The organism is Acetobacter malorum, assembly GCF_002153605.1.
In the GTDB taxonomy this organism is placed as follows: Bacteria; Pseudomonadota; Alphaproteobacteria; order Acetobacterales; family Acetobacteraceae; genus Acetobacter; species Acetobacter malorum_A.
The window spans coordinates 37,911-63,298 of the sequence record NZ_JOPG01000012.1; the positions used below are offsets into that span (position 1 = coordinate 37,911).

The following is a 25,388-nucleotide window of genomic DNA, read 5'->3' on the forward strand; positions in this document are numbered from 1 at the left end:
AAGCCTTATCCGCGCGACTGAGGCCGCCAGCGATTCAGCAACAGCGAGTTGCTGACAACAGAAACAGAACTCATCGCCATGGCCGCCCCCGCCACAATCGGGTTCAGCAAGCCGCAGGCGGCCAGCGGCAGACCAAGAATGTTGTAGATAAAAGCGAAGAACAGGTTTTGCCGGATCTTGGCCAGTGTTGCGTGGGAGAGTGAAATCGCATCCAGCACACTGGTCAGATCGCTCTTCATCAACACAACATCCGCCGTGTCCAGCGCAATGGCAGACCCGGCCCCAATCGCAAAGCCGACATCCGCAGCAGCCAGTGCCGGGGCATCGTTAATGCCATCCCCCACCATGCCAACCAGGCTGCCAGCAGCACGATATTTTTCAACAGCCTCCGCTTTATGGCCGGGCAGAACACCGGACATATAATCATCCACCCCAACCTGCGCTGCCACGACAGAGGCCGTGCGCTGGTTATCCCCCGTCAGCATCACGACTTTAATGCCAGATTTTTTTAAAGCCCGGACCGTCGCAATCGCATCGGGCCGCAGGCGATCAGACAAGGCGATATAACCCAGAAGCTGCGCGCCGAGTGTCACGCCAACGACTGTTTTGCCTTGGCTCTCAAGCGCTTCAATGACGGCATGATCCAGTACCACTCCTGCGTCTGCCAGAAAACGCGGTGAACCAAGACGGGCCAGCGCCTCACCAATCTGCGCCGTAACGCCCATGCCCGGAACAGCCTGAAACGCACTGGCTGGAAGAGCCTGCACGCCGTGTGTCGAGGCATAGTCCACAACCGCACGGGCCAGTGGATGTTCGGAATCCTTTTCCAGCGCATATGCCACCGCCAGCAACTGCGCGGCATCCGTCTGCGGCGCAGGCTGCACATCACTGACAGTCGGCCTGCCTTCCGTCAGGGTGCCGGTCTTATCGACAATCATGGTGGTCAGTTTTTCTGCCTGTTCCAGTGCATCGGCATTCCGGAATAAAATACCGCAACGCGCCCCCAGCCCGGTGCCCACCATAATGGCTGTGGGCGTTGCAAGCCCCAGCGAACAGGGGCACGCAATAACCAGAACGGAAACCGCCGAAACAAGGCTCCATGAGGCATTGCCCGTTATCAGCCAGCTGACCAGAAACGTCACCAGCGCGATGCTAACCACAGCAGGCACAAAAATGCTGGAAACCTTGTCCGCCAGCCGCTGTACGTTGGCTTTGGAGCCCTGTGCCTGCTCAACCATTTTCACAATGCGAGAGAGCGCAGTATCGGCCCCCACACCTGTGGCTTTTACGCGCAGCACGCCATTGGCATTCATGGTGCCCCCAAACACCTGAGCCTGCACCTGCTTAAGCACGGGCACACTCTCACCCGTCAGCATGGCTTCATTCACCTCGGAGGAGCCATCCACCACTACGCCATCCACAGGCACGCTCTCACCCGGACGCACCACCAGCATATCCCCAACGTGCACCTCCGCCACAGGGCGATCCAGCACGTCTGCACCGCTTTCCACATGGGCAATTTGCGGCTGAAGCTGGAGCAGGCCTTCAATCCCGGCGCTGGTCTTGTTCTTCGCACGAGTTTCCATCAGCTTGCCAAGAGAGATCAGCGTGATGATGGATACGCTGGCTTCAAAATAAACCGGCTGATGCAAATGGAACAGCACCACGGCAGCACTGAAAAAATACGCAATACTTGTGCCCATTACCACGAGCACATCCATATTGGCCGAACCACCCCGCACCGCATTCCATGCGCGCTGATACAAATGGCGCGCGCAGAAAAACTGAACGGGTGTGGCCAGCAGGAATTGCATCCAGCCGGGCATCATGTGCATTGAGCCGAAGACCATGCCGACCATCTGCACAAAAAACGGCAGAGACAACACTGCTGTCAGAATGAAGCGATTGCGTTCCGCCTCCCATATGGCGAGACGCCGGGCATTGGGATCTTCCCGAACGCCATCATCCAGCCGCTTCGCACCAAAACCGGCTTTTTCAATACGGGCAATAAAAGTTTCCGGTTCCACAACACCGGGCACATAGACAATATGCGCCCGTTCTGCTGCAAAATTCACGCTGGCCTGTGTCATGGGTAGTTTGTTGAGGATTTTTTCAATCCGGGCGGCGCAGGCAGCACAGGTCATACCGGTGAGGGACAGGTCGATGCTTCTTTCATCCACCGTAAACCCGGCTTTACGGACTGCACCTACCACGGCCTCGATAGAGGCCGCTGGGCCGTCCATCTGCACCTGCGCGCGTTCCGATGCAAAATTGACCGTAGCCTGCACACCATCCTGACGGTTCAGAACTTTTTCAATCCGCGCGGCACAGGCTGCGCAGGTCATGCCACCAACGGGGAAACTGACGGTCTGTGACACAGAGGGCTCCTTCGGGAATTTCATTGAAATTTATACCCCATCCCGGTATAAAAAAGAAAGAAAGCCTGTATTTTTTCTATAACAAGACCAACGCCTCTCTCTGCTGTAAGAGCCAGCCTGCCAATAATGCAAGATGCTCCCGGTCAGGAGAGGGCCTTATATGACGACCCCGGTCTCCTGCCACAACCCCGGCATGGTTCCCGGAAATGCCTGTCTACACTCCGCTTCTGCGCCCTATCCTTTGTCTGAGTTCATGCCAGTTCTTCTGCTTCGTGCCCTGCCCTGCAGACCTTTTACACCATCACGGTCCGTGCGGCTCATTGCGCCGACAGTTCTGGCGAGCGCCTTTGGTCTGGTAAGTGCGATACAGCCCGCACTGGCGCAATCAGCCGCCAGCACCAGCACCAGCACCAGCACCAGCACCAGCACCAGCACCAGCACCAGCACCAGCACCAGCACCAGCACCGCCTCTGAAAATCCCCAGACACCGTCCAGCCCAAAAACTGAAAATATTGATGTGGTTGGGCACAAAGCCCGTGGCGAGGCGCTGGGGCATCTCAAACCGATCATGCAGATCAAGGCTGATGAAATCCGGGCCTATGGCGTAGATTCCGCGTCTGACCTGCTGACAGCGATTTCCCCGGAAACACGCTCCGGGCGCGGAGCCGGAGGAAGTGGACCTGTCATCCTGCTGAATGGCAAACGTGTTTCGGGCATGCAGGAACTTCAGGATCTGCCCTTTGAATCCATCGACCATGTGGAGATCTTTACCGAAGAGGAAGCCCTGAAATACGGCTATTCCGCCACACAGCGCGTAGTGAATATTATCACGGTCGAGCATTTCCGTGCCTTCCGCACACGTTTGAGTGGCACCACATCCACAGATGGCGGCGGAGAAACAGGCGCGCCCTCCATCAGTTATACAAAACTGGATGGAGAACGGCGGATCAATCTGAGTGCCCGCTATTCTGATCAGGCCGAGCTGAAAGACAGCCAGCGTGGCGTGGTGCCTGCGCGAGCCAGCGGACTGTATGCCAATGCCGGCAATGTCATCGCAGCAAATGGCGGCAGTCTGGACCCAACGCTGGATATGCTGGCAGGCACGCCTGTCACCGTCGCGGGTGCGCCTTTACTGGCCAGTTCGCAGATACCGACACTTCAGGATTTTCTGCCTTACGCTAACCTGCCGCACAGCAACGGGGATGCCTCGGCCTACACCCTTCAGCCGAGTGTACAAAAGCTGACACTTAATGGTGTTATTGCCGGGCAGATTTTCAAAACAGTCACGTCTTCCCTGAACCTGACCTACACCCGCCAGGACCAGCACAGCCTGCAAGGCCCGGCACGCGGCATTCTGACCCTTCCGGCCAGTAATCCGTTTTCTCCTTTTTCAGAAGACAGTCTGCTGTACAGGAATTTTACAGAAACTTCTCCCCTCCGCCAGAAAGTGCACACAGAAACAGCCCATGCCGGCCTGAAGTTTGATGGCGATGTGGGGAACTGGAAGTGGAACAGCACGGGCAGCTATGATCGGTCGGAAATAACAACCAGCAGCCAGACCGGCCTCAATCTGCAAACTATCCAGACGGATCTGACGGACGGCAGCGCCGCTCTCAATCCGTTTTCTGCCTTTCCGGCCAGTATGCTGTCTCAACGCACCCTGAACACCGGCCACACCACCAGCAATAACGGGCAGATCAGCGGCCTGATGTCTGGAAATGTCTTTGCCCTGCCAGCAGGCGATGTTGCAACCAGCCTTTCCCTCACTGGTGCCCTGACGGACCAGAACGCTGTTTCCTCAGTCAAGGCAGTGCGCTCTTACAGCCACATCCGGCGGGACGTTGGCACGTTCCAGTTCAATGCCGATATCCCCATAGCCAACAGAAACAAGCATGTGCTGTCCTTTTTGGGGAAACTGGATGGGAATGTGAACGCAGCCGTCAATCAGGTGTCACAATTTGGCACACTGGGCACCATTGGCGGAGGTGTGACATGGGCACCTCTCTCATGGGTGCAGTTTCCATTTTCCATTACCAATAGTCAGGAAGCGCCAACAGCGTCTCAGCTTGTCGCCCCCACCATCCAGACTCCGAATGTAACAACCTATGACTATGTCACCGGGCAATCCGTGCAGGTCACCAGCCTGTCTGGCGGTAACCCGAACCTGAAAGCCACCAGCCGGCATGAAATCAGTCTGGGGACGTTAATCACCCTGCCCTACATCACCGGGGCACGCCTGCATGTAAACTACGTGCATGATACAACCCACAACACCATCCTCTCCCTGCCAACGGCAACCGCTGCGATCGAGAGCGCCTTTCCGGACCGCTTCCAGCGCAATACGGATGGCATTCTGGAAAGTGTTGATATCCGGCCGGTCAATGCGGACAGCGAAAGCCGGAGCGAGTGGAACGCCACTCTGTCCTTCTCCCAGCCGTTACAAGGCAGCGGGACAGACAGGCACGGTAAATCGAAAAAAGCGCATGGCCGGATTTATCTGGTCGCCACACAGGTCTGGCGCTTGCAGGATACTGTCACGCTGCGGTCCGGCCTGCCCGCCATCAATCTGCTCCGGGGCGGCACCATCAGTGGTCTGGGCGGTCAGCCCCGGCATGAAATGGAACTTCAGGGCGGTATCTATGATAAAGGCATTGGTGTCCGGCTGGTCGGAAAATGGCAGGCTGGCACGTCCACTCTGGCATCCTCCCCGTCTGACAGCCTGTATTTCAGCGCGCTGGGCACACTCGACGCCACCGTGTTTGCTGATCTGGGTGAGTTGCCCCATTGGGAAGACCGGAAATGGGCAAAAAACTTCCGTCTGTTTTTATCCGTGGACAATGTTTTTAATGAGCGCATCCATGTCCATAATGGAAAGGGCTCAACACCTGCGGGCTATCAGCCTGCCTTTATGGACCCGCTTGGCCGCACTATTACATTTTCCATCCGTAAAACAGTGTAACCGCCGCTCTTAGGACTGGCATCTCATATTTGCCTACGGATAGCGGGATAAGAGATGACCTGCTAGGAAAGGCGCCACAGAGAGAAAGGGGACACCATGGCAACGCAATCCCGGGCCACACTCGCCCCGGCAAAATGTGACACCTGTGAGAGCGAGGGAACGGCCGACAAGCGCGTGCAGCAACCCCACAAAAAAGCTCTGACCAACCGGCTGCGCCGTATTGAAGGACAGGTTGGCGGTGTGCTGAACATGGTGGAACAGGATCGCTATTGTGTAGACATCCTCATGCAGATTTCTGCCGTGAAGTCCGCGCTGGATGGTGTTGCAACCGAAATTCTCTCAACCCATGCCAATGGCTGCGTGCGCAAGGCTGTGCAGGAAGATGGTGGAGAAGAAGCTATTGAGGAACTGCTGCGCGTTGTGCGCAGAATGATCCGGTAAGCTCCTTCCCCTCTTCCGGTTTAGCGTTCCAACGTGGCATCCGGTGCTGGCTGAGTAGATGCAGGCGCGCTCATGCTACCATTCATTTTGTCGCAGGTGGCTTTCTGCTCCGTCATGGTCGCAGTCAGCGTTTTTCCCTGTTTTTGCAGGGTTTGAATCCTGCTGCAAACTGCCATTTGCTGCTCCATACTCAGGCTTTCCATGCCCTGCGGAGCCGTCTGTTTGGGCGCTTCCTTTTTCATATCCCCCATAGTCTGTCCCGGCCCCATCTGCATCGGCTCAGCCTGTGCGACACCGGTAAATAGAAACGCTGCAACAGCAAAAAAAGAAGACCGCATTGAGTATATCCTTTTTATAACAAGAAAACTTCAGAACCAGCTCCGAATCCCCACAGTAAAACGCACTGTGCCCGTCTCGCCGCCCTGGTCATGCACAATCCGGCGGGCCTGCGTGAGATATCCGGAATAAGTGACGGCAACGTAGGGCGCGAACTTCCGCCACAACTCGTAGCGCAGGCGCAAACCGGCATCGACATCTGATAGACCCGCTCCCACCTGCCGCCCGGCATCCGACTTTGTGTAAAGATTGAACTCGGCCTGAGGCTGAAGAATAAGGCGATTGGTCAGCAGAAAATCGTAAGAACCTTCCAGCCGGGCGGCAAAACGCCCGCGGTCACTAACATACGCCGTGGCCTGCACTTCAAACTGATACAGCGCCAGCCCCTGCACACCGAACGCGCCCCATGTGCGCGTCGGGCCATCATCAATATCCGCACGCACGCCTCCCTGAAGGTTGAAGTAGGGGGAAATAGCGCGGCTATAGAGCAGTTCGTGATCCCCATCATGCAGGCGACCCCGTTCCAGCGTGCCTTCGGTTTTCAGCCAGACCTTGTTGTAGTCAGACCCATACCAGGCCTCACCATCCCAGCGGAAATCCGTCCCGCCGGGTGCGTAACGTCCTTCAAGCTCATTCATGATGCCGTGGAAGTAGCTCTCCTGATCCATGACCGGATTGATATTGCCCAGATACACGACAGGCGTGGCAGAGGGGGCATCCGCCGCATGGTAGCGCGCGCCGGCAACATTGGACGCAGGTGCAGCCGGGGTATTGTCCGCCGCATGTCCTGGAGGCACGGCCAGCGCCGGTGCGACCAGACACGCCCCCATCAAAACAAGGCGCCTCATTCCACAATTACCGTGCGGAACATGCCCAGATCCATATGGAGCATCAGGTGGCAATGATACGCCCACATGCCCGGCACATCCGCCGTGACCAGATAACTCATCTGAGACCCTGGCTGCGAAATAAGCGTGTGTTTGTAGGGCCGAAAATCGCCCTGCCCATTTTCCAGTTCACTCCACAAACCGTGCAGATGGATAGGGTGCTCCATCATGGTGTCATTAATCAGCGTAAAGCGAACCCGCTCCCCTTTTTTCAGGCGGATCGGGCCGGATTCTGAAAATTTCCGACCGTTAAAACCCCAGATATACCGCTCCATATTGCCTGTCAGATGCAAGATGATTTCGCGGGACGGAGGGCGCGGATCTGCTCCCGGTCGGGTAGCCCGCAACTGCTTGTAGTTCAGCACCCGACGGCCATTCTGTTCCAGCCCGTCACCGGGGCTGCCCAGCCGGTCAACCGGCATGACCGCCACGTTCTGGTTTTCCACATTGATGGGCGGAGGGCCGGGGTCATCGACCTCAATAGGCGGCATGGTGTGGTTCATATGGCTCATATCCATACCGTGCATGTCCATACCCGCCATACTGCCTGCGGACATGTCCTTACTGCCCATCTCCATGCCGGACATGCTCTCACCGGGCTTCATGTTCCCCATCCCCATGTCGATCATGGTGCGCACAGGGCGCGGGTCCATCGGTGGCACCGGACCAGCCATGCCCGCACGCGGAGCCAGTGTGCCGCGGGCAAAGCCGGTTCTGTCCTCACTTTGCGCAAAAATGGTGTAAGCGCGATCCTCCTTCGGCTGCACGATCACATCGTAGGTTTCCGCCACACCAATGCGAAATTCATCGACGGGCACAGGCTCCACATCGTTCCCGTCCGCCTGCACCACCAGCATTTCCAGACCGGGAATACGAATATCAAAAAAGGTCATGGAAGACCCGTTGATAAACCGCAGACGCACCCGCTCACCGGGACGGAACAGGCCGTTCCAGTTCGCATCCGGGGCGTGACCGTTCAGCAGGTAGGTGTAGATAATGCCGGTCACATCCGAGATATCCGTGGCCGCCATCCGCATGCGGGACCAGGCCAGCCGATCCTTCAGGGCAGCCAGAGCACTGCCCGCCTCGCGCGCTTCCTTCGGGAAAGAAGCCGCCGTGCGCTGACGGAAGACGTAGTAGTCATCCTGCATCTTGAGGTTGTTAATCATGTCCATGGGGGACACATCCGTCCATTCGGACAGCAGGATGACATAGTCCCGGTCACACGCATTGGGGTCCGGATGGATGGGGTCAATCACCACCGCCCCGTAAAGCCCCTGCGCTTCCTGCATGCCGGAATGACTATGGTACCAGTATGTGCCGCTTTGATGCAGCCTGAAGCGATAGGTAAATGTCTCACCGGGTTTAATACCGGTAAAGCTCAGGCCCGGGACCCCATCCATTTCCGATGGCAGACGAATACCGTGCCAGTGGATAGACGTATCCTCATGCCTGAGCGTGTTGGTGACATTCACCGCCACAGTATCCCCCTGCCGCCAGCGCAACACAGGGCCGGGCACCGTGCCGCCAATGCAGGGAGCGTTCAGAGCCTTATGGTCAATTTCAATATGGGTGCGGCCAACTCGCAGATCCCACGTTGCCGAAGGCTCTGCCGGGATAAGACCGGCAGGCAATGCGGCACTCGCAGAACGTGCCGGATGTGGAAGCGCTGCCATCAGGCCGCCAGCCCCCACCCCCGTCACAAACCGACGACGTGTCAGGCCGCCCCGTAAACGGGACGAAGAAAACATGCTGAAAAATCCAAACAGTCACACGCAACACCCCGTTCCCCAGTAGGAAACGGGACAGAGGACGCCTGTCAGCGCCTAGCTGTTCAGAATTCTGGGGGGTCTCAGTGGAGGAAGCCAGTCAGCTCCGGCAAACCCTGTTTGTGCCGACATGCTGAAAGGCTGCGCTTTCCCAAAAGAGCGTAAACCCGGATACAACGCTTCCGCAGGAGCGGGAATATCTGTCGCGGCAACATGGACATGGCAGCATTTGTCACCATGCGGCATAGGGTGAGCATCAGGATGCGTCATCATGCACTGCCCATCATCCATCGCGTCCGCATCGGAGCAGATGGTGGCCATGTGATGCATCATGGCATGATGCGCCTGCGCTTCTCTCTGGGCCTGTGCAGGGGAAATACCCGCCAGCAGCCCCACCTGCATCAGCAGGCAGGCCAGCAGACCAATCCATATCCGGGCCTGTGTCCTGACCATTCAGGGCTCCTGTGCTCAGACGCGAGAATGCAAACGTATCGCCCTTCATACCCATGGGGGGAATAAACGAAAAGCCTTTTCTCCAGATGATCAGCGACAGGTTATCCGCGTGACAGCCTCTTCTCTCGTCCGCAGACGCACGCTCAGCACACCTCATCCCTGCCTTGATTTTAAATCAACTGGCCTGTGTGCTTCTCTGTTTGCGCAACGGGGCCGTCATGGCTTCCGGCTTCAGCAGATCCGTCAGCAGATCGGGGGACATCGGCACACGCTCCTTCAGCACATCGGCCACCAGCCGGTTCTCAGCCAAAGCCTGTTTGGCTATGGATGCGCACAGCTCATACCCGAGCACTGGTACAAAGGCAGTAATAATGCCGATACTGTTCTGAACCTGCTCCAGACACCGCTCTTTGTTCGCACGAATCCCGCGCACGCACTTTTCGGCCAGAACCTCGAAGGCGTTGTTCATCATCTGAATGGAATCCAGAATGCAGTAGCCCATGGCGGGTTCAAACGCATTCAGCTGGAGCTGACCGCCTTCCGCACAGAATGAGACGGTTGCATCATGCCCGATCACCATAAAGGCCACCTGATTGACCATTTCCGGAATAACCGGATTGATCTTACCCGGCATGATGGACGAGCCAGCCTGTGCAGCAGGCAGAACAATTTCCCCCAGCCCGGCACGCGGCCCGCTGGACAGCAGGCGCAGGTCATTCGCAATTTTGGAGATCTTGATAGCCAGTCGCTTCAAGACACTTGAGCAGGTCACAAACGCCCCGACATCAGATGTCGCTTCAATCAGGTTGTCAGCCTGCTTTAGTGGAAAACCACACAGATCAGACAAATGGGCCGTTACCAGTGCGCCATAACGTGGGTCACAGTTAATCCCGGTGCCGATCGCAGTCCCACCCAGATTGATTTCAGAAAGCTGCGGCACCAGTCCTTCAACAGCGGCAATTTCCTTCCGCAGAGTTCCGGCATAAGCTTTAAACTCCTGCCCCAAAGTCATCGGAACAGCATCCTGCAACTGTGTGCGGCCTATTTTCAGGACAGCCTTAAATTCTTCAGCTTTTTCCTCAAACGCATTCACCAGATTTTTCAGAGACGGCAGGAAAGAGCGCAAAGCAAAACAGACGGAAATTTTAACAGCTGTCGGATACACGTCATTGGTGGACTGAGACATGTTCACATCATCATTCGGATGCAGACTGTCATATTGCCCGGCCTGAAGGCCTGATGCCAGAAGCCCAACATTCGCCACCACTTCATTGGCGTTCATATTGGTTGAGGTTCCAGCCCCGCCTTGCAGAACATCGACCTTAAAATCTGTTAAATATAACGGAAGGTTCTGACTAATTTCCTGACAGGCCTTTTCAATCATCACAGCCTTTTCCGGCGATAGATAACCCAGCTGGTGATTGGCCAAAGCCGCTGCCTGTTTGACCAGAACTAGGGCTTTGATGAGATCGGGAAATTTTCCTATCGGCGTTCCTGTTACCGGAAAATTGTCGACCGCACGCGCAGTATGCACACCCCACCTTGCATGACGGGGCAGAACATAGGCACCCAGACTATCCCGTTCAGTCCGCTGCATCTTGTCACTCTTCGGATCGACACTGTTTTTATAAGACATCAGGACAGCCTTCCCGTCTCCGTTTTTTCCAAAAAAAACTGCCGCAGACCTGTCACCATATTCTGGTTAACCGATCTGCGGCAGCGCGCTCATACCCTTAAATTTACAGCGTGTGCCATGGCGCACACTTATCCAGCGTTAAAAATCCAGAGAGGTTTTGACGTAATACATGCCACCGCTAAACCCATAAGGAGAGTAGGACGCATATTTAGCCAAACCCTGCTGCGTGTTGGCAATGGAGTGCGGCACACGTGTCGGGTGCTTGTTACCAACGTTGTTGGCGCCCACCCCCACAGTCCAGCGCGGAAGAATTTTATAATCAACTTCCAGATTGGTGATGAACCCCGGATTCTGCTGGAACGGCACAGCCCCTGCCCCGGTGGGAGCAGCCATATAGACAATGGACCCATAACGCAGTTCCTGCACGGAAGCAGACCACTTCCCACGGGTCCAGTTCATGCTGATCTGTTCACGGTTTTTCGGAGCGGAATGCAGAACCATCATCTTGGTGTATTCATTCACCAGATCAGATTTTGCAGACCGGATTTCGTTATCCGAGAAGTTAATCCCCATCGCAAACCGGAACTGACCAAGCTTTGCCGGATGCAGGGTGTAATCAGCGCTAAAGTCACCGCCAAATGTCTGCGTGTTATACAGGTTGGCATAATAGGAAAGTGATGTTGCACTTTCCAGATTTGCGCTTTTCAGAAGAGCCAGAAGCTCAGAATCATTCTGGTTGACCGAATAGGTCTTGGTGCTGCCCATTCTGCCGTTAATGGCAATATAATACAGGTTCCCCGTTACGTGAAAATCATCAACCGGGGTCGCATCAAAACCAATAGAATAGCTGCGGGAATATTCACCCTTCATATTCCCTGCGCCAAGATATTTGGCAATGGCGCTGCTGGCCGGAATCTGGTCAACCGTATAACCGGGATATGGTGCTGAATAGAAATAAGACAGCGCACCCAGTGTTGGGGGACGATAGCCGGTATTGATATTGGCACGAATAGCCCAGCGTTTGTTGAAGTTGTAGCGGGTTCCAACAGAGCCGGTTTCAACTGTAGCAATATTATTATAGCTGCCTACACGGCCACCCAGCGTCCATTCCCATTTCTTGGTGACGTAGAAATCAAGATTGACGTTACCTTCATAAACATCACGGTTCTGGTACGTCGCTGCCATCGGAACGTTACCCGGATGGTCAGTCGCCCCCATACCGCTCCAGGAAGACGCCTCACCTTCAACCATCTGGAAGGTATCGTGACGATATTCACCACCAAACCGCAGATTGATCGGCCGCGGCGCCCAGTCCGGACGGAATGAACGGGATCCACGCAGACCCGCCGTCAGCTGTGTGGCAATAGAGGCGCCATCATAGAAGGATGTTTGCGTACTACCGGGAATAGAAACGTTTTCGGAATTCGTGGTGCTGTAATTCTGCTTATCCCGCGCGTAGGTCACATAAGCATCCCACGCAAAACCGAACTTGCGCGCCTTGATGCCGTTATCCGTCTCAAAATCAAGCTGATCCATAGCAATATAAGGCTGGTTGCCATCAGGATACAGATCGGGATTGATCCACTCATCCGAGCTGGTGTTAGCCCGGTAGGTTTCCGGCACGTTTGCACGACGATGAGAGAAGGTGGACGTGCTATAGAAATTAAAGCCACGCGCCATCGGCACAGACATATTTTCGCTAATGGTTTCCAGCGTAGATTTGGGAATACCTAAGCCACGCTGAACATTACGATTGGCTGTTTCATTTCTGGAATCATCAAACAGTTTCCCATAAAAATCGCCACCGCGCGTAGTGGGGAGCTGATGGGAAACCTGTGCAGCAAGGTCAAGATAGCCGCCATTACGACCCAGAGCCATGCCGTAATTGGCAGAGCCATCCAGAGCCTGACCATCACCAGCATAATAGCCGCTATTTTTAAAATTGATGCTTCCACCATGCGTATCGTGCTTGAGCACAATATTCACGGCACCCGCAATGGCATCCTGCCCATACAGAGCAGACGCACCTTCTGTCACAACTTCAATATGATCAATGGCGGAAACCGGTATCAGAGAGATGTCAGCCGGTTCACTCCCCCAGTTGGTGCCAGAGTTTGAGTTAAAATTCGCACCAATATGACGGCGATGACCGTTAACCAGAATGAGCGTGTCATCCGGGGACTGACCACGCAACTGCATGGTCTGCACAAAGGAGCTTGCACCACCACCGGGAAGAGCTGCCGTTGTAATAGCCGGATTTGCCTGTGCCAGAGCAGACAAGACGTTTGTCTGGCCAGTTTTCAAAAGTTCTGCACCAGTCACGACAGTTACCTGCGTGGTGCTGTGCTTAGGTGTTGTGGGAGAAAAGACGGAACTGCCAGAATGACCGCCCACTTCGATGGATTCTTCACCACCCTGCAATGGGGTCGGTTTTGAACGCTTACGTGCAGGAGCAGCTTTTACAGAGGCCGTTTTGGTCGCTTTTGCCTTTTTTACAAAAACTTTCTGAGGCTTTTCTGTTGGAGATGCGGCACTTGCTGCAAAACTACTTCCTGCCGGAACAAGAGCACCGAACGCCACACTCGCGACGAGTGACAATTCAAATTTCGATATTCTGGCCATCGCATCACCCTGACATCCGGTCGGATTAAGAAACTTATCTGGTTTTCTTATGATACGTTTCCGTTATGTTTTGGCGTCATATTGAATATTGATATGTTGCTTTCAGAAGTAATTTTCTGGTGGGTTTAACAACATAAACCCCTCTTCTCGATATAAAAAAATCCCCCGCACAACCACACATGGTCCTCCGGGGGGATTCATATCCAGAAAAACTCAATGAAAATTATCTTGAAAAATTATTCCATAACAATCGGCTTACGCACGGTCATCAAGGAAATCAGGCCAGCAACAATCAGAGCAACCGCGCACAGATACCAGGCCATGTTAAAGTTCCCGGTCCAGGCAACGATGTAACCCGTTAGAATCGGAGCCGTCAGACCAAAAGCGTTACTGAATGTTAGTGTGACACCGGTTACTGATCCGATTTTCTGGCCGTCCTGCAACATATCGGCCAGCATGGCGGTGTTTGCCCCGTTCGCCGCAATCAGGCAACAAAGAGAAAGAGACAACACTGCCAGAATCGGCATTTCTTCATGAAAGAACGGAAGAAAGCCAATCATCGCGCTCCCGATAATACAAAACGCGACAATAAACCGCCGATGGCTGGGGTCGGTATTCCTGCGGAAAACAAAATGCTCTGCCACGCGCCCCAGAAACACCGCGCCGACAGCCCCCAACACATAGCATCCTGCTGTGCCACTTCCGGAGCCCAGAACATTCAGATGTAGTTCATGAATCAGATAAAAGGGTACCCAGGACATTAGCAGAAAGTTCAGAAAATTCTGTGTGCACTGCACAACAAGAATGCCGCAAAATGTGGAAGAGCGGAACAGAGACAGCACTTCTGAAACGCGAATAGGGCGAACACGCGCCTGCGTGTCTGATTTTTCCGGGTTTCTGTAAAGCAGCCACCATGCAAGCGCCCAGAGCAGCCCAACAATACCGAGCGCCATAAATTCAAAACGCCAGCCCACTTTTGCAATCAGGTAAGCTCCGGCAATTGTGCCGCCAGCAAGCCCAATCTGCATGCCCGTCAGCAGGACCGTCATGACGGTGCCACGCTCCTGCGGTTTGGCCCAGTTGCGAACAATGGTTGCGCCCACACCAAATGTTGGCGCTTCTCCCACGCCAAGCAGCATACGCGTCAAAATAAACTGCGTCACATTCCGGGTCATGCCGCCCAGAATCATTGCGCAAGACCAGACGGAAACCGCCAGACTCCCCACAAGGCGCGCACCAACACTATCCAGCAGAATGGTCGAGGGCAGATTCAGCACAAAATAAGACCAGAGAAAACTGGAGGAGACCCATCCCATCTGAACAGATGAAAGCGAAAATTCCTGGCCAAGATCAGGCAAAGAAATGGAAAGTGCCGCACGATCCCCATAACTGATGACATACATCAGAAAAATCATGCCAAAAAACACGTATCGTGATGAGTCTGCGTTCTTGTTCATCGCTTGATCACCCTTCAAACCTTCTGCCTTGAAAGGCACCCTGGCCTTACACAGCCCACCCGTCTTTTTTTACGATAACGGAACATTACGATTACACCATACCTTCGGTGCTTTTTTACGGATTTTTTAAGATGCTCCGGAGGAAGATTCTGATTCTAAAATAGCTTTTTGCTTTGCTGGTCTTTCATGCCGCAACATCCACAGACCAGAGCCGATAATCAATAACCCACCGACAAACATGGCTACACCGGGAACTTCTCCAAAACCCATCCAGCCGATCAGCGCTGCCCATATCAGACCGCAATAGGCAAACGGTCCAATGGCGGAAACCTGCGCGGAGGCAAATGCTTCCGTCTGCAAAACCTGTGCGATACCGGCAAATGCGCCAACGGCAACAAGGCAGAGCAGGTCCGCCCGCGTTGGCATATGCCAGACAAAAGGCAAGGCCGCTGCTGTCGCCACCGTCATTAAAATAGCCTGCCACATAGCGATAGTTGTGCTTTTTTCCGTCGCGGAAAGCTGGCGGATCTGCATGGTTGTCAGTGCTCCCACAGCGCCTTGCGCCAGAGCAACCGCATACGCCCATGTCGGCACTGCGCCATGACTGCCGCCCAGAAGCCCCTTACCGGTTGCCACAATAACAACCCCCACAAACCCCACAGCCACCGCAACCCAACGCTGCACAGACGGGCGCTCATGCATGAGTGGAATCGACAGAAGAATAAGGAAAAGAGGCTGCGTGTAAGATAAAACCTGCTGCTCTGCCAACGGAAGATGTGTCACAGCAACAACCGTCATGATCATGCTGATCAACCCGACAACGGAACGGATGACATGACCGCCAAAATGGTTAGTCTTCAGAACAAGGCCACCGCGCAGCGCTATCACCACGACAAATGGCAGAGAAAACAGATTTCTGAAAAAAACAATTTCAACAACGGAGAGTGTTGAACCGGTAATTTTCTGCAAGGCGTTGAGAAGAGCCGTAAAAAGTGTCGCCAGAGCCAGCAGATACGCACCACGCGCAAGATTATGTTGCATGGTCACTCTCGGTCTGTTTCTGCCGCGTTCTTCTCAAAACCTTTTATCCTTCAGCCGCCGCAATTTCGCCACCCATCGCTTTAATCTGCGAAGCGATAGCCTGTGCGAGCTTGTCGGAACCCGGCGTGTCGCTATGCACAAGGATAGAGCGGGAGTGAATGGGCAGAGACTTTCCATCAATAGTGGTCACGCTTCCAGTTTCAAGAAACTGCTTTACGCGCTCCCTGACTTTATCCAGATCGTGAATGACCGCTCCATCCAGCCCACGCGGCACCAGCGCTCCATTCGCCTGATAGGCGCGATCCGCCAGGAAAAGAGAACGGACCCGCAAACCGGCTTTTCTGGCCGCCAGATCAATCGGCTGCCCTTCCATGGCCAGCATCACCAGATCAGGATCAATCTGCGCAATCACGCGGGCAAGACGGTCAGCCAGATCCTGATCCGCATTGGCCATTGTACCAAACGCCGCATGATAGCTGACGTGGCCCACCCGTACACCATGACACGCGGCAATCCCTTTTAGCGCGCCAATCTGGTAGGCCAGCATCGCTTCCATTTCTTCGGCGCTGACAACCATGGTCCGGCGGCCAAAACCCATCCGGTCAGGCAGACCGGGATGCGCGCCAATGCTCACACCATGCTCTTTGGCCGCCCGCACAACGCGGTCCATAATCAGATGGTCACCTGCATGAAAGCCACAGGCAATATTGGCTGATGAAATTACACGCATCAGCGCGGCATCATCCGCAATCGTCCAGCGGCCAAAGCCCTCGCCAATATCGGCATTCAAATCAATCTTCATGATTTTTTACCGGCCTGACCGGCCTCCCTACGCATAAAAGATTTTCTGTAAAGTGCCGCATTATCCTGAAGGGCCTGCAAATAGGCGTCTTCATTCCGCATAGCTTGCAAACCCTCTGCGTGGTCACAGCACTGTAGTTGCACAAAGCTGCCAATACGCGCCTGTGCCAGACGCCATAAATCCGCTTCGATCACCGTAGCAATGCGCGGATAACCGCCCGCCGTGTTGGCATCTGCCATCTGTACAATCGGCTCACCAGCGGGGGGAACCTGAATAATACCGGGAATAACACCGTATGAACGCAACTCAACAGGGTGCGTCAGCTTCAAAGCCCCCCCTTTCAGACGGTAGCCCAGGCGGTTGCTTTGCGCTGTAATCTGCCAGGAGGCAGACCAGAAATGAGTGCGCGCTTCTTCCGTGAACAGACAATAGTCCGTTGCGGGAATTGCCCGCAGGGTCAAGGTCTTTTCTTTTTCTTCTGCCTCAGCTGCGGGCAATGCGCGCAAGGGAGGGACAGCCCCGAAGCCATCCGGCACACAACCGCCAAGGCCTGCAAGCTGATCGTCTACCTGCAACGGTCGCCCGAGATATCCACCAAAGCCCCCACGTAACTGCGTGCTGCGGGAGCCGAGCACAACCGGCACGTCAATCCCGCCACACACACATACATACATCCGCGCCCCGACAGAAGGACGGTCGAGCGTCAAAGCATCACCAGCCTGCGCCGTGGCAACAGACCATGGCTGGATCACCCGTTCCCCAAGAGTGATCGTGCCTTCCCCGCCCGTCACGACAAAGCTGACAGCCTTGTCGAACCGAACCTTAAAAGGAAAGGTCTGCACTTCAATACAGGCAGCCTCCGGCGCATTGCCCAGCAAACTATTCGCGCAACGCAGCGCCAGAGGGTCCATCACGCCAGACGTGCTCACACCCAGATGCCGATACCCAAAGCGGCCCGCATCCTGCACGCTGTTCAGCACGCCAGTTTCAAGAACTGTAATCACACTTCGATACTTTCGGCATAAAAGCGAATCTGGTCACCCACCTCAAACAACGCAGGCGGCTCGCGGTCCGGGTCGAACATCACAAGGTCGCTAAAACCGATGGAATTCCAGCCATTCGGGCCTGTCAGCGCAGAAATCCCGGCTTGCGGCCCACCAATTGTGACTGTACCAGCCAGCATTTTTAAGGAGGGAACAGATTTTCGCGGAGTTTCCAGCCGCGGGTCCAGCCCATGCAGATAGCCAAACCCCGGCACGCTCCCAAGCGCACACACTGTATAAAGAGGGGCCTGATGCAGCGTGATAACCTCTTGAGGCGACAGGCCGCAATGTTCAGCAACGCGCGGCAGGTCAGATCCAAGCTCACCGCCATAGCGCACAGCTACTTCAAACAGTCGGCCTTTGATGTGCTTCTCCGGCAGCGTCTCCCATGCCTTACGCAACCAGTGCGCTACTGTCTCCGGATTTTCGGGCGAGATGGAGAAAATCAGCATCAGGTTGGTCACACCCGGCATGACTTCCGCAATATCCGGGCGTTCGGAACAGGCATCCATCAATGCCCAGATCCGCCGCTGGCAGGCCAGCGTAAACGCACCGGGCGCTTCAAACAGCATGGCCCGCGTGCCAATCATGCTGATGGCAGGTTCATTCGCTGAACCACCAGACTGATCTGTCTTCAGCGCGCTCATGGTTTCAGTCATGCGCGGAGGAACAATACTGTAAGATGGCAGCCACCAAATAACATCCTGTGCGGTGTTCTATATTGCGTCCGTAACGATACGGTCAGACAGCGAAACCCCGCCAACATTATCTGCCTGTGATGATATACAATAATCTTATGACCACGATACCACGCGGAGACATTGGATAATCTTATGACGCAAGACTGAACTGATCTTGGTCAATGGAATATTCCGTCTCTAAAGTGAAATGACTTATTGAAGTCTGGCCTGCGCCGCAGGGCAGTTCCGGTTCATAGATATCAGGATATTTCATATCATGACGACACAGCCTTACAGCACAGCACTTGTTACCGGCGCCTCCTCTGGCATTGGTGCCGCGACCGTCCGCCGCCTGCGGGAACTGGGGCTGGAAGTGCATGCCGTTGCCCGTGACAAGGAACGCCTGGACAAGCTGGCCGCAGAAACCGGCTGCATTGTGCACGCTGCCAGCGTGGCCGATCTGGACGCCATGGGCGCAATCTTCAAAGAACATGAGATTGATATTCTCATCAACAATGCCGGCCAGTCCCGCACGGGCAACATCACCAACACGACGGAAGAAGATATTGACGGGCTGGTGGACATCAACCTGCGTGCCGTCCTGCAACTGACCCGTCTGGCTCTGCCGGGTATGATTGCGCGTGACCGCGGCCATATCGTTAACATCACCTCCATTGCTGGCCATTATGCGTTTGCGGGCGGCAACACGGTGTATCACGCAACCAAGGCGGGCGTACATTCTCTCTCTCAGCAGCTGCGGTGTGACCTGTTCGGCAAAAACATCCGCGTGACGGAAGTCTCTCCGGCCCGCGTGCAGACGGAAGTCTTTGGCCGTCTGATTGGCAATATGGAAGAAGCTCAGCGCCGCTTCTTTGATGAATACGACTCTCTTCTTCCGGAAGACCTTGCCAATTCCATTGCTTTTGCCATTTCTGCGCCGCAGCGCATGAATGTCAGCTTCATGGAAGTGCTGCCCACCATGCAGGTTGTCGGTGGCCTGAACTTTGCAAAGAAAACGGCTAAATCCTGACAGCCATGGACACTCAAGCTCTCAAAGCGCTGATAGACCTGTTTGGCCGTGCTCCGCTCCGTGAGCTTGAGATTTCGGAAGGCGGCCAGACTCTTAAAATCACGCGCTCTGAGCAGGGCGCCGCACACGCAGCCCCTGCTCCCGCCCGTCCTTTGGCACCCGCTGCGCCAGCAGAACCCTCTGCCGGCCCGGCTACATCCGCTCCGGCCTCTGCGGCCCCGTCTCAGGCAGAGCGTGTGGTCACCGCCCCCATGTATGGCACCCTCCATCTGTCTCCCTCCCCGGATGCACCGCCTTTTGTAGCAGTGGGAGACACTGTGAGCGTCGGACAGCAGATAGGTCTGATAGAAGCCATGAAAGTTTTCACCCCGGTCAAAACCGAAGTTTCTGGCCGTGTTGAGGCCATTCTGGTGACTGATGGCAGTGAGGTTGAGGCCGATCAGCCTCTGATGCATCTGTCATGAGCGCGCCCCACTCTTTCGGCCGTGTCCTGATTGCCAACCGGGGTGAGATCGCCCTGCGCATTCAACGCGCCTGCCGCCAGCTCGGACTGGAAACAGTTGCCGTCTATTCCGAAGCCGATGCCCAGAGCCGCCACGTTCTGGAAGCCGATGTTGCTCTATGCATTGGACCGGCGTCCGCAGCTCGCAGCTATCTGGATGCCGATGCCATTATTCTGGCCGCCAAGGTCACGGGGGCGACGGCAATTCATCCCGGATATGGCTTTTTGTCGGAAAATGCCGATTTTGCGGAAGCCGTTGAAAAAGCCGGCATAACCTTTATCGGCCCGACACCTGAGTCTATCCGCCTGATGGGCGACAAGATTACCGCCAAGCAGACCATGCAGGCGTCCGGCGTCCCCTGTGTTCCCGGTTCGGACGGCCCCTTGCCAGAGAACGAGCAGGCTATTCTGGATCTGGCCAATGCGGTTGGCTTCCCGGTGATTGTCAAAGCCTCTGGCGGTGGGGGTGGTCGCGGGATGCGGGTTGTGTGGTCAGCCGATGAGCTGATCAAGGCTGTCGCCCTGACCCGCAAGGAAGCACAACAGGCCTTCGGAAATCCGACCCTGTATCTGGAACGCTTCATGCAGAAGCCCAGACATATTGAAATTCAGGTGCTGTGCGACACTCATGGTAAGGCACTCTGGCTGGGGGCACGAGACTGCTCCCTCCAGCGACGTCACCAGAAAGTGCTGGAAGAAGCCCCACCGCCCGGCATTCCGGCCGAACTGATTGCAGAAATCGGGGCCAGCTGCGCTCAGGCCTGTCGCAATATTGGCTATCGCGGCGCTGGCACGTTTGAGTTCCTGTATGAAGACGGCATTTTTGCCTTCATTGAGATGAATACGCGCCTGCAGGTAGAACATCCGGTTACGGAAGAAACCACCGGTATTGATATTGTCTGTGCACAAATTGAAATTGCGCAAGGCAAACCGCTGGATGTTGAGCAAAGTGCGATTCACACGGCGGGTCACGCCATTGAATGCCGGATTAACGCGGAAGACCCGTTCTCCTTTGCACCATCCCCAGGTCGGGTCAGCAGGTGGGATGTACCCGGTGGAGCCGGCATCCGTCTGGATACGCATATTGTAGCCGGGAGCGTTGTGCAGCCGTATTATGACTCTCTGATTGCCAAAGTCATTGCACGGGGCGCGACGCGTGACGAGGCTATTCGCCGCCTTAAAGTGGCACTTGCCGAACTACAGGTTGAAACCATTTCGACCAACATTCCGCTCCATCAGGCACTTCTGTGTGACCCCGGATTTGTGGACGGTGGGGTGGACATTCACCATCTGGAGCATTGGCTGGAAAAAAGGGAACAATCCTGATGAGCATGCCTTTATCCGTCCCCGATTTTGAAACCCTTCCAAATTCAGAAGATGTTGTGCAAATCAGCCAATGGCTCAGGGAGGCTGGTCTGAGCAGCCTTGAACTGTCTAATGCCCATGGCACGCGTCTGCGCATTAGCGTTGGTGACTACGAGTCCGCGCCTGCTCATACGGCTCCCCTTTCTGATGCCCCGGCTTTTGCACACCCTGAAAAAGCACCATCTACTGACATCCCAGTGAAAGCACCCTATTTTGGAAATGTACTGCTGTGCAATCCCGTTACAAAGAAAGAGTTTGCGCCAGAAGGAAGTTCTGTGAAAGCAGAAGATACCGTTGCCATGCTGCAAATTGGAGAACTGACCGTTCCCATTACAGCCCCACAAAATGGCACTGTGGCACATTTTGTCGCAAAAGAAGGTGATCTGATTGGTTATGGGCAGACGGTTCTGACTCTTCTGCCAGCCTGATTACGGACTACTTTTTACAAAATATCCAAAAGAAAACCCCGCCTGTTCAGGGCGGGGTTTTTCATTATCCGGCAAACCTTTCAAAGTTTGCCGGGCCATGTCTTGTTTTTACTTCAGGCCTGCAACAAATCTGGCAATTCGTTCACAGCCTTCACGCAGTGTTTCAACATCTGTCGCATAGGAAACACGGAAAAACGGGCTCATGCCGTAGGCTGTTCCCTGCACGGTAGCAACCTGCTGCTCTTCCAGAAGTCCCATTACAAAATCCGTGTCTGTGGCGATGCTTTTTCCGCCAGAAGAAACCTTGTTCATGCAGGCGCTGATATCTGCGTAAACGTAAAAGGCACCCTGCGGCTTATGGCAGCGAATGCCTGGAATAGCATTTAGCAGACCAACAACGAGATCACGACGCGTCTGATACTCCTGCGCGCGATCTTTCAGGAAATCCTGCGGGCCTTCCAGAGCGGCTACAGCGGCGGCCTGAGCCAGTGTATTAATCCCGCTGGTGGACTGGCCCTGCATGTTGTTCATGGCGGCAATCAGCTTTTTAGGTCCACCACCATATCCAACGCGCCAGCCCGTCATGGCGTAGGCTTTGGAGACACCATTAACTGTCAGAACGCGGTCTTTCAGCCGTGGCTCCACCTGTGCAATCGTGCAGAATTCAAAGCCGTCATAAACCAGATGTTCATAGATATCATCGGTCATAATCCAGACATTGGGGTGCTTAAGCAGCACAGCCGCAATCGCTTCCATATCTGCACGCGGGCAGCAGGTGCCGGACGGATTGTTGGGGAAGTTCAGAATCACCCATTTGGTGCGCTCTGTAATGGCGGCATCTAGGTCTTCCGCAATAAGACGAAAGCCGTTTTCTTCCTTACACGGAACCTGAACGACACTTGCGCCAGCCAGACGCGCCTGATCCGCGTAGCTAATCCAGTACGGGGTGGGCAGCACAACTTCATCACCTGAATTACAGGTTGCCATAATCGCATCGAAAATGATCTGCTTGCCGCCATTGGCAATCAAGATTTCATCCAGCGCGTAATCCAGATTATTTTCCCGCAGGAACTTATTACGAACGGCCTTCTTGAGCGCCGGCTTTCCGGCCTGAGGTGGATATTTGGTATCCCCTGCGCGTGCAGCCTCAACAGCAGCTTCCACAACGTGCGGCGGGGTCGGAAAATCCGGCTCACCAGAGGAGAGGCTGATAACCCGAAGACCTTCGGCCTTCAGCGCCGTTGCTTTATCCGTCATTGCTGCCGAAGCAGAAATGGAAATTCCGTTCAGTCGATCCGCTAAGCCAGGCATCACACACGCACTCCGAAAGCTTCGCTCCGGAAATCCCAAGAGAGAAGTCAGTGAATTATCGATATGAAATGAATTTATGCCCAACGCCCATGCTGGAGATAGCATTGAAAAACATCTATCCCCATACAAGAATTCTATGACACGAAATAACATGTATTTGTCTATAAATTGCGGACTGAAGAAAACTCCCAATGTGTGTTTTGTAAAAAATAATGTCTGATTTTTGGTTTTTATTGTGCGTATTTTATTTATATAAATAAAGTCATTACAATATCTATTCTATTAAACCTAATTTCCAGAACAACAACTTTGTATTTATTGACGGACATTCACAAATTCGTTAGAAATCAGGTTAAATACGGCGCATGGAGAAAGCAACGTGGATATTCGGCGGTTACAGGCGTTCGTAAAAATTATTGATATTGGCAGCATTTCCCGCGCGGCTGATATCCTGAATATTGCACAGCCTGCGCTGAGCCAGCAGCTTGCCTCGCTTGAAACTGCCTTCAAACAGAAACTGTTGATCCGCAGCAAGATGGGCGTAACCCCCACAGCCGCCGGGCTGGAACTCTATCGCCATTCCCAGACCATCATAAAACAGCTTGATCGTGCCATGACGGAGATCAGCAATGGTGGTGGCCCTCTTGTTGGCAAGGTCTCCGTTGGGCTTTCACCCTATTCTTCCGGATCCACCCTCTCTCTTGCACTCCTCAAGGAAGTGCGCACCAGACTGCCGGGCATTACCCTGCATCTGACGGAAAGTTTTGACGATATCTATAGTGAGATGGTCATGACCGGCCGATTGGATATGGCCGTTATTCATGGTGCAGGCCCCATTAAAGGCGTGCATTTTACACCGCTGATGAAGGAAGATTTCTTTCTGGTAGTGCCAGAAGAGTCTTCTTTTGCAGAAAATCTTTCGTCGCCAGTTAAATTGTCTGAGCTTACGGAAGTACCGTTACTGCTGCCCCCAGACTACAATTTTGTGCGCAAACGCATCAATATGGCTTTTGCCCGGAAGCAGATCACCCCCAATATTGTCGCAGAAGTTGAAGCCCTGCTGACTCTTCAGGACGCAGTTGCTGCGGGAATCGGTTGTACAATTCTGCCATGGTCGGTCGCGAGTAAAATTATTGTACCGGGCAAATCCCGCGTGTGCGAACTGTGTAGCCCCGTCATTCAGGAAGACGTTTCTCTGTGTGTTCCGGAGAGTATTCCTGAAACAGAAGCAGGACTGGCTGTACGCGAAATTCTTATTGAACTCGCTAAAAGCATGGTTGCCTCACAAAACTGGCCCGGCACCAAAGTCATGGATACCTGACAGCTTTAAAAATTAGTGTGAGCGCTTTTTAAGCTGCTCAAGATGTTCTGCTGCCCGTCCGCTGTTGGCGTTGACGTGGCGCTTCAAAGCATCCCACGCTGCATCACGTTTCCAGTCCGGCAGATAATCAGTTGTGGGACGCTGGCGTAATATTGTTTTCAGATGTTTGATTCGGACAATCTGATTATGCACACGTCGACTTGTGCGGGCTGAGCCTGCAAACACCACCATAGGAAAGACATGATCATTTAAGCCGGTAACATGTTTAACGGCAGTAAGATGTCGGAAATTCGGCAAACTGGATTTTGGAATAGATAATATTTATCATTTCCAACCAGACAAAAGCTTTGCTTCCATTCCTGATAGTTTCGACTGCCTGAAATAAACCCGCCATAGGTTTTGGTTTCAATCACCACCAGTCCCCACGGCATTTTTGCAATATGATCGATCTGTGTCAGGCCACGATCATCTTCCAGATAGACATCTGTTAGATGATCCATAGCCACCGTTTTCAAAATACGATCAACGCGCAGTTCTCCCTCTTTCCCAACTTTTAAAGCCGCTTCATTTTCGAGGGCGTCATCAACTTCTTCAATGACTGCATCAGCAGATGGTGCTTCATCCGTAAGTGTCGGCAGAGGAGCATCACTCTCTGCCTGGAAGGCTGAAGGTCTAAAGGAAGAATGAGGTCTTTGGGTTTGCCGATCCTGGGATGCCACCAGCATTGTGACAAACCGATAGAGGCCATAAATGACCCCGCCAATTAGTCCCCATTCAAGGATGGACCAGAAATAAGAGTAGCAAATAAAAGCTGCCACAATCAGAGCAAGCAAGGGGTACACAAGACACTCGTTTCAAGTCTGAATTTTAGTATTTTGGCCACTAGGCCCCGGCTTTGGAGAGTGTTGCTGTGCCAGCCGCCGGCCT

At 54.2% G+C, this 25,388-nt stretch carries 22 protein-coding genes; 7 read left to right on the forward strand and 15 right to left on the reverse strand.

Annotated elements, in window-relative coordinates:
* Window positions 1-5: 5 nt before the first annotated feature.
* Window positions 6-2,378: a heavy metal translocating P-type ATPase gene (locus HK23_RS06335; RefSeq protein ID WP_086653312.1), complete on the reverse strand. Its 2,373-nt coding sequence runs from the start codon at window positions 2,376-2,378 to the stop codon at window positions 6-8.
* Window positions 2,379-2,538: 160 nt separating this feature from the next.
* On the opposite strand from HK23_RS06335, the gene HK23_RS06345 reads away from it, so the two are divergent.
* Window positions 2,539-5,337: a porin family protein gene (locus tag HK23_RS06345; RefSeq protein WP_179193821.1), complete on the forward strand. Its 2,799-nt coding sequence runs from the start codon at window positions 2,539-2,541 to the stop codon at window positions 5,335-5,337.
* 96 nt (window positions 5,338-5,433) lie between these two features.
* A complete protein-coding gene (locus HK23_RS06350) occupies window positions 5,434-5,778 on the forward strand; it encodes a metal-sensitive transcriptional regulator (RefSeq protein WP_086653314.1) in 345 nt (114 codons plus the stop codon).
* A gap of 20 nt (window positions 5,779-5,798) precedes the next feature.
* Here HK23_RS06350 and HK23_RS06355 read toward each other — a convergent pair whose 3' ends face one another.
* The 11 genes from HK23_RS06355 to pxpB form a co-directional block, all read right to left on the reverse strand.
* On the reverse strand, window positions 5,799-6,116 hold the full coding sequence (locus HK23_RS06355; protein WP_086653315.1) for a hypothetical protein: 318 nt from the start codon (window positions 6,114-6,116) through the stop codon (window positions 5,799-5,801).
* A 30-nt stretch (window positions 6,117-6,146) separates the two neighbouring features.
* The gene (locus tag HK23_RS06360; RefSeq protein ID WP_179193822.1) at window positions 6,147-6,962 is read right to left on the reverse strand and encodes a copper resistance protein B; all 816 of its coding nucleotides are present in this window, start codon (window positions 6,960-6,962) and stop codon (window positions 6,147-6,149) included.
* Entirely contained in the window at window positions 6,959-8,752 is a 1,794-nt protein-coding gene (locus HK23_RS06365) for a copper resistance system multicopper oxidase (RefSeq protein WP_086653317.1), read from the reverse strand. The genes HK23_RS06360 and HK23_RS06365 overlap by 4 nt, the downstream gene beginning before the upstream one ends.
* Window positions 8,753-8,827: 75 nt before the next feature.
* Window positions 8,828-9,223, reverse strand: coding sequence for a DUF2946 family protein (locus HK23_RS06370; RefSeq protein ID WP_086653318.1), 396 nt, complete (start codon window positions 9,221-9,223; stop codon window positions 8,828-8,830).
* A gap of 175 nt (window positions 9,224-9,398) precedes the next feature.
* Window positions 9,399-10,859 (reverse strand): aspartate ammonia-lyase, encoded by a 1,461-nt coding sequence (locus HK23_RS06375; protein WP_086653319.1) that lies wholly within the window; start codon window positions 10,857-10,859, stop codon window positions 9,399-9,401.
* 138 nt (window positions 10,860-10,997) lie between these two features.
* The gene (locus HK23_RS06380) at window positions 10,998-13,481 is read right to left on the reverse strand and encodes a TonB-dependent receptor plug domain-containing protein (protein WP_086653320.1); all 2,484 of its coding nucleotides are present in this window, start codon (window positions 13,479-13,481) and stop codon (window positions 10,998-11,000) included.
* A 236-nt stretch (window positions 13,482-13,717) separates the two neighbouring features.
* Window positions 13,718-14,938, reverse strand: coding sequence for an MFS transporter (locus HK23_RS06385; RefSeq protein ID WP_086653321.1), 1,221 nt, complete (start codon window positions 14,936-14,938; stop codon window positions 13,718-13,720).
* A 126-nt stretch (window positions 14,939-15,064) separates the two neighbouring features.
* Window positions 15,065-15,979 carry a DMT family transporter gene (locus HK23_RS06390; protein ID WP_086653322.1) on the reverse strand — a complete coding sequence of 305 codons (915 nt, stop codon included), beginning with the start codon at window positions 15,977-15,979 and terminating at the stop codon, window positions 15,065-15,067.
* Window positions 15,980-16,022: 43 nt separating this feature from the next.
* Complete coding sequence (locus HK23_RS06395) at window positions 16,023-16,781, reverse strand: LamB/YcsF family protein (RefSeq protein WP_086653323.1); 759 nt, start codon at window positions 16,779-16,781, stop codon at window positions 16,023-16,025.
* Window positions 16,778-17,785, reverse strand: a complete 1,008-nt coding sequence (locus tag HK23_RS06400) for a 5-oxoprolinase subunit C family protein (RefSeq protein WP_086653324.1) — start codon at window positions 17,783-17,785, stop codon at window positions 16,778-16,780. The genes HK23_RS06395 and HK23_RS06400 overlap by 4 nt, the downstream gene beginning before the upstream one ends.
* Window positions 17,782-18,483 carry a 5-oxoprolinase subunit PxpB gene (gene pxpB, locus HK23_RS06405; RefSeq protein WP_086653325.1) on the reverse strand — a complete coding sequence of 234 codons (702 nt, stop codon included), beginning with the start codon at window positions 18,481-18,483 and terminating at the stop codon, window positions 17,782-17,784. Before pxpB ends, HK23_RS06400 begins: the two co-directional genes overlap by 4 nt.
* 298 nt (window positions 18,484-18,781) lie before the next feature.
* On the opposite strand from pxpB, the gene HK23_RS06410 reads away from it, so the two are divergent.
* From HK23_RS06410 to HK23_RS06425, 4 genes are read left to right on the forward strand one after another with little or no spacing between them, the layout of a single operon-like run.
* Window positions 18,782-19,534: an SDR family oxidoreductase gene (locus tag HK23_RS06410; protein WP_063907626.1), complete on the forward strand. Its 753-nt coding sequence runs from the start codon at window positions 18,782-18,784 to the stop codon at window positions 19,532-19,534.
* Between the two features lie 5 nt (window positions 19,535-19,539).
* Window positions 19,540-19,998 (forward strand): acetyl-CoA carboxylase biotin carboxyl carrier protein, encoded by a 459-nt coding sequence (gene accB, locus HK23_RS06415; RefSeq protein WP_086653326.1) that lies wholly within the window; start codon window positions 19,540-19,542, stop codon window positions 19,996-19,998.
* Window positions 19,995-21,362, forward strand: a complete 1,368-nt coding sequence (accC, locus tag HK23_RS06420; RefSeq protein ID WP_086653327.1) for an acetyl-CoA carboxylase biotin carboxylase subunit — start codon at window positions 19,995-19,997, stop codon at window positions 21,360-21,362. The genes accB and accC overlap by 4 nt, the downstream gene beginning before the upstream one ends.
* Window positions 21,335-21,829 (forward strand): acetyl-CoA carboxylase biotin carboxyl carrier protein, encoded by a 495-nt coding sequence (locus tag HK23_RS06425; RefSeq protein WP_256940092.1) that lies wholly within the window; start codon window positions 21,335-21,337, stop codon window positions 21,827-21,829. The genes accC and HK23_RS06425 overlap by 28 nt, the downstream gene beginning before the upstream one ends.
* A gap of 108 nt (window positions 21,830-21,937) precedes the next feature.
* On the opposite strand, the gene HK23_RS06430 is transcribed toward HK23_RS06425, so the two are convergent.
* Window positions 21,938-23,140: a pyridoxal phosphate-dependent aminotransferase gene (locus tag HK23_RS06430; RefSeq protein ID WP_086653329.1), complete on the reverse strand. Its 1,203-nt coding sequence runs from the start codon at window positions 23,138-23,140 to the stop codon at window positions 21,938-21,940.
* 379 nt (window positions 23,141-23,519) lie between these two features.
* Here HK23_RS06430 and nac point away from each other — a divergent pair, with 379 nt between their 5' ends.
* Window positions 23,520-24,461 carry a nitrogen assimilation transcriptional regulator NAC gene (gene nac / locus HK23_RS06435; protein ID WP_086653330.1) on the forward strand — a complete coding sequence of 314 codons (942 nt, stop codon included), beginning with the start codon at window positions 23,520-23,522 and terminating at the stop codon, window positions 24,459-24,461.
* A 12-nt stretch (window positions 24,462-24,473) separates the two neighbouring features.
* Here nac and HK23_RS06440 read toward each other — a convergent pair whose 3' ends face one another.
* Together HK23_RS06440 and HK23_RS06445 are read right to left on the reverse strand one after the other, a co-directional pair.
* Window positions 24,474-24,692 carry a hypothetical protein gene (locus HK23_RS06440; RefSeq protein WP_086653331.1) on the reverse strand — a complete coding sequence of 73 codons (219 nt, stop codon included), beginning with the start codon at window positions 24,690-24,692 and terminating at the stop codon, window positions 24,474-24,476.
* A gap of 17 nt (window positions 24,693-24,709) precedes the next feature.
* Window positions 24,710-25,294 (reverse strand): nuclease-related domain-containing protein, encoded by a 585-nt coding sequence (locus HK23_RS06445; RefSeq protein WP_086653332.1) that lies wholly within the window; start codon window positions 25,292-25,294, stop codon window positions 24,710-24,712.
* Window positions 25,295-25,388 lie beyond the last annotated feature (94 nt).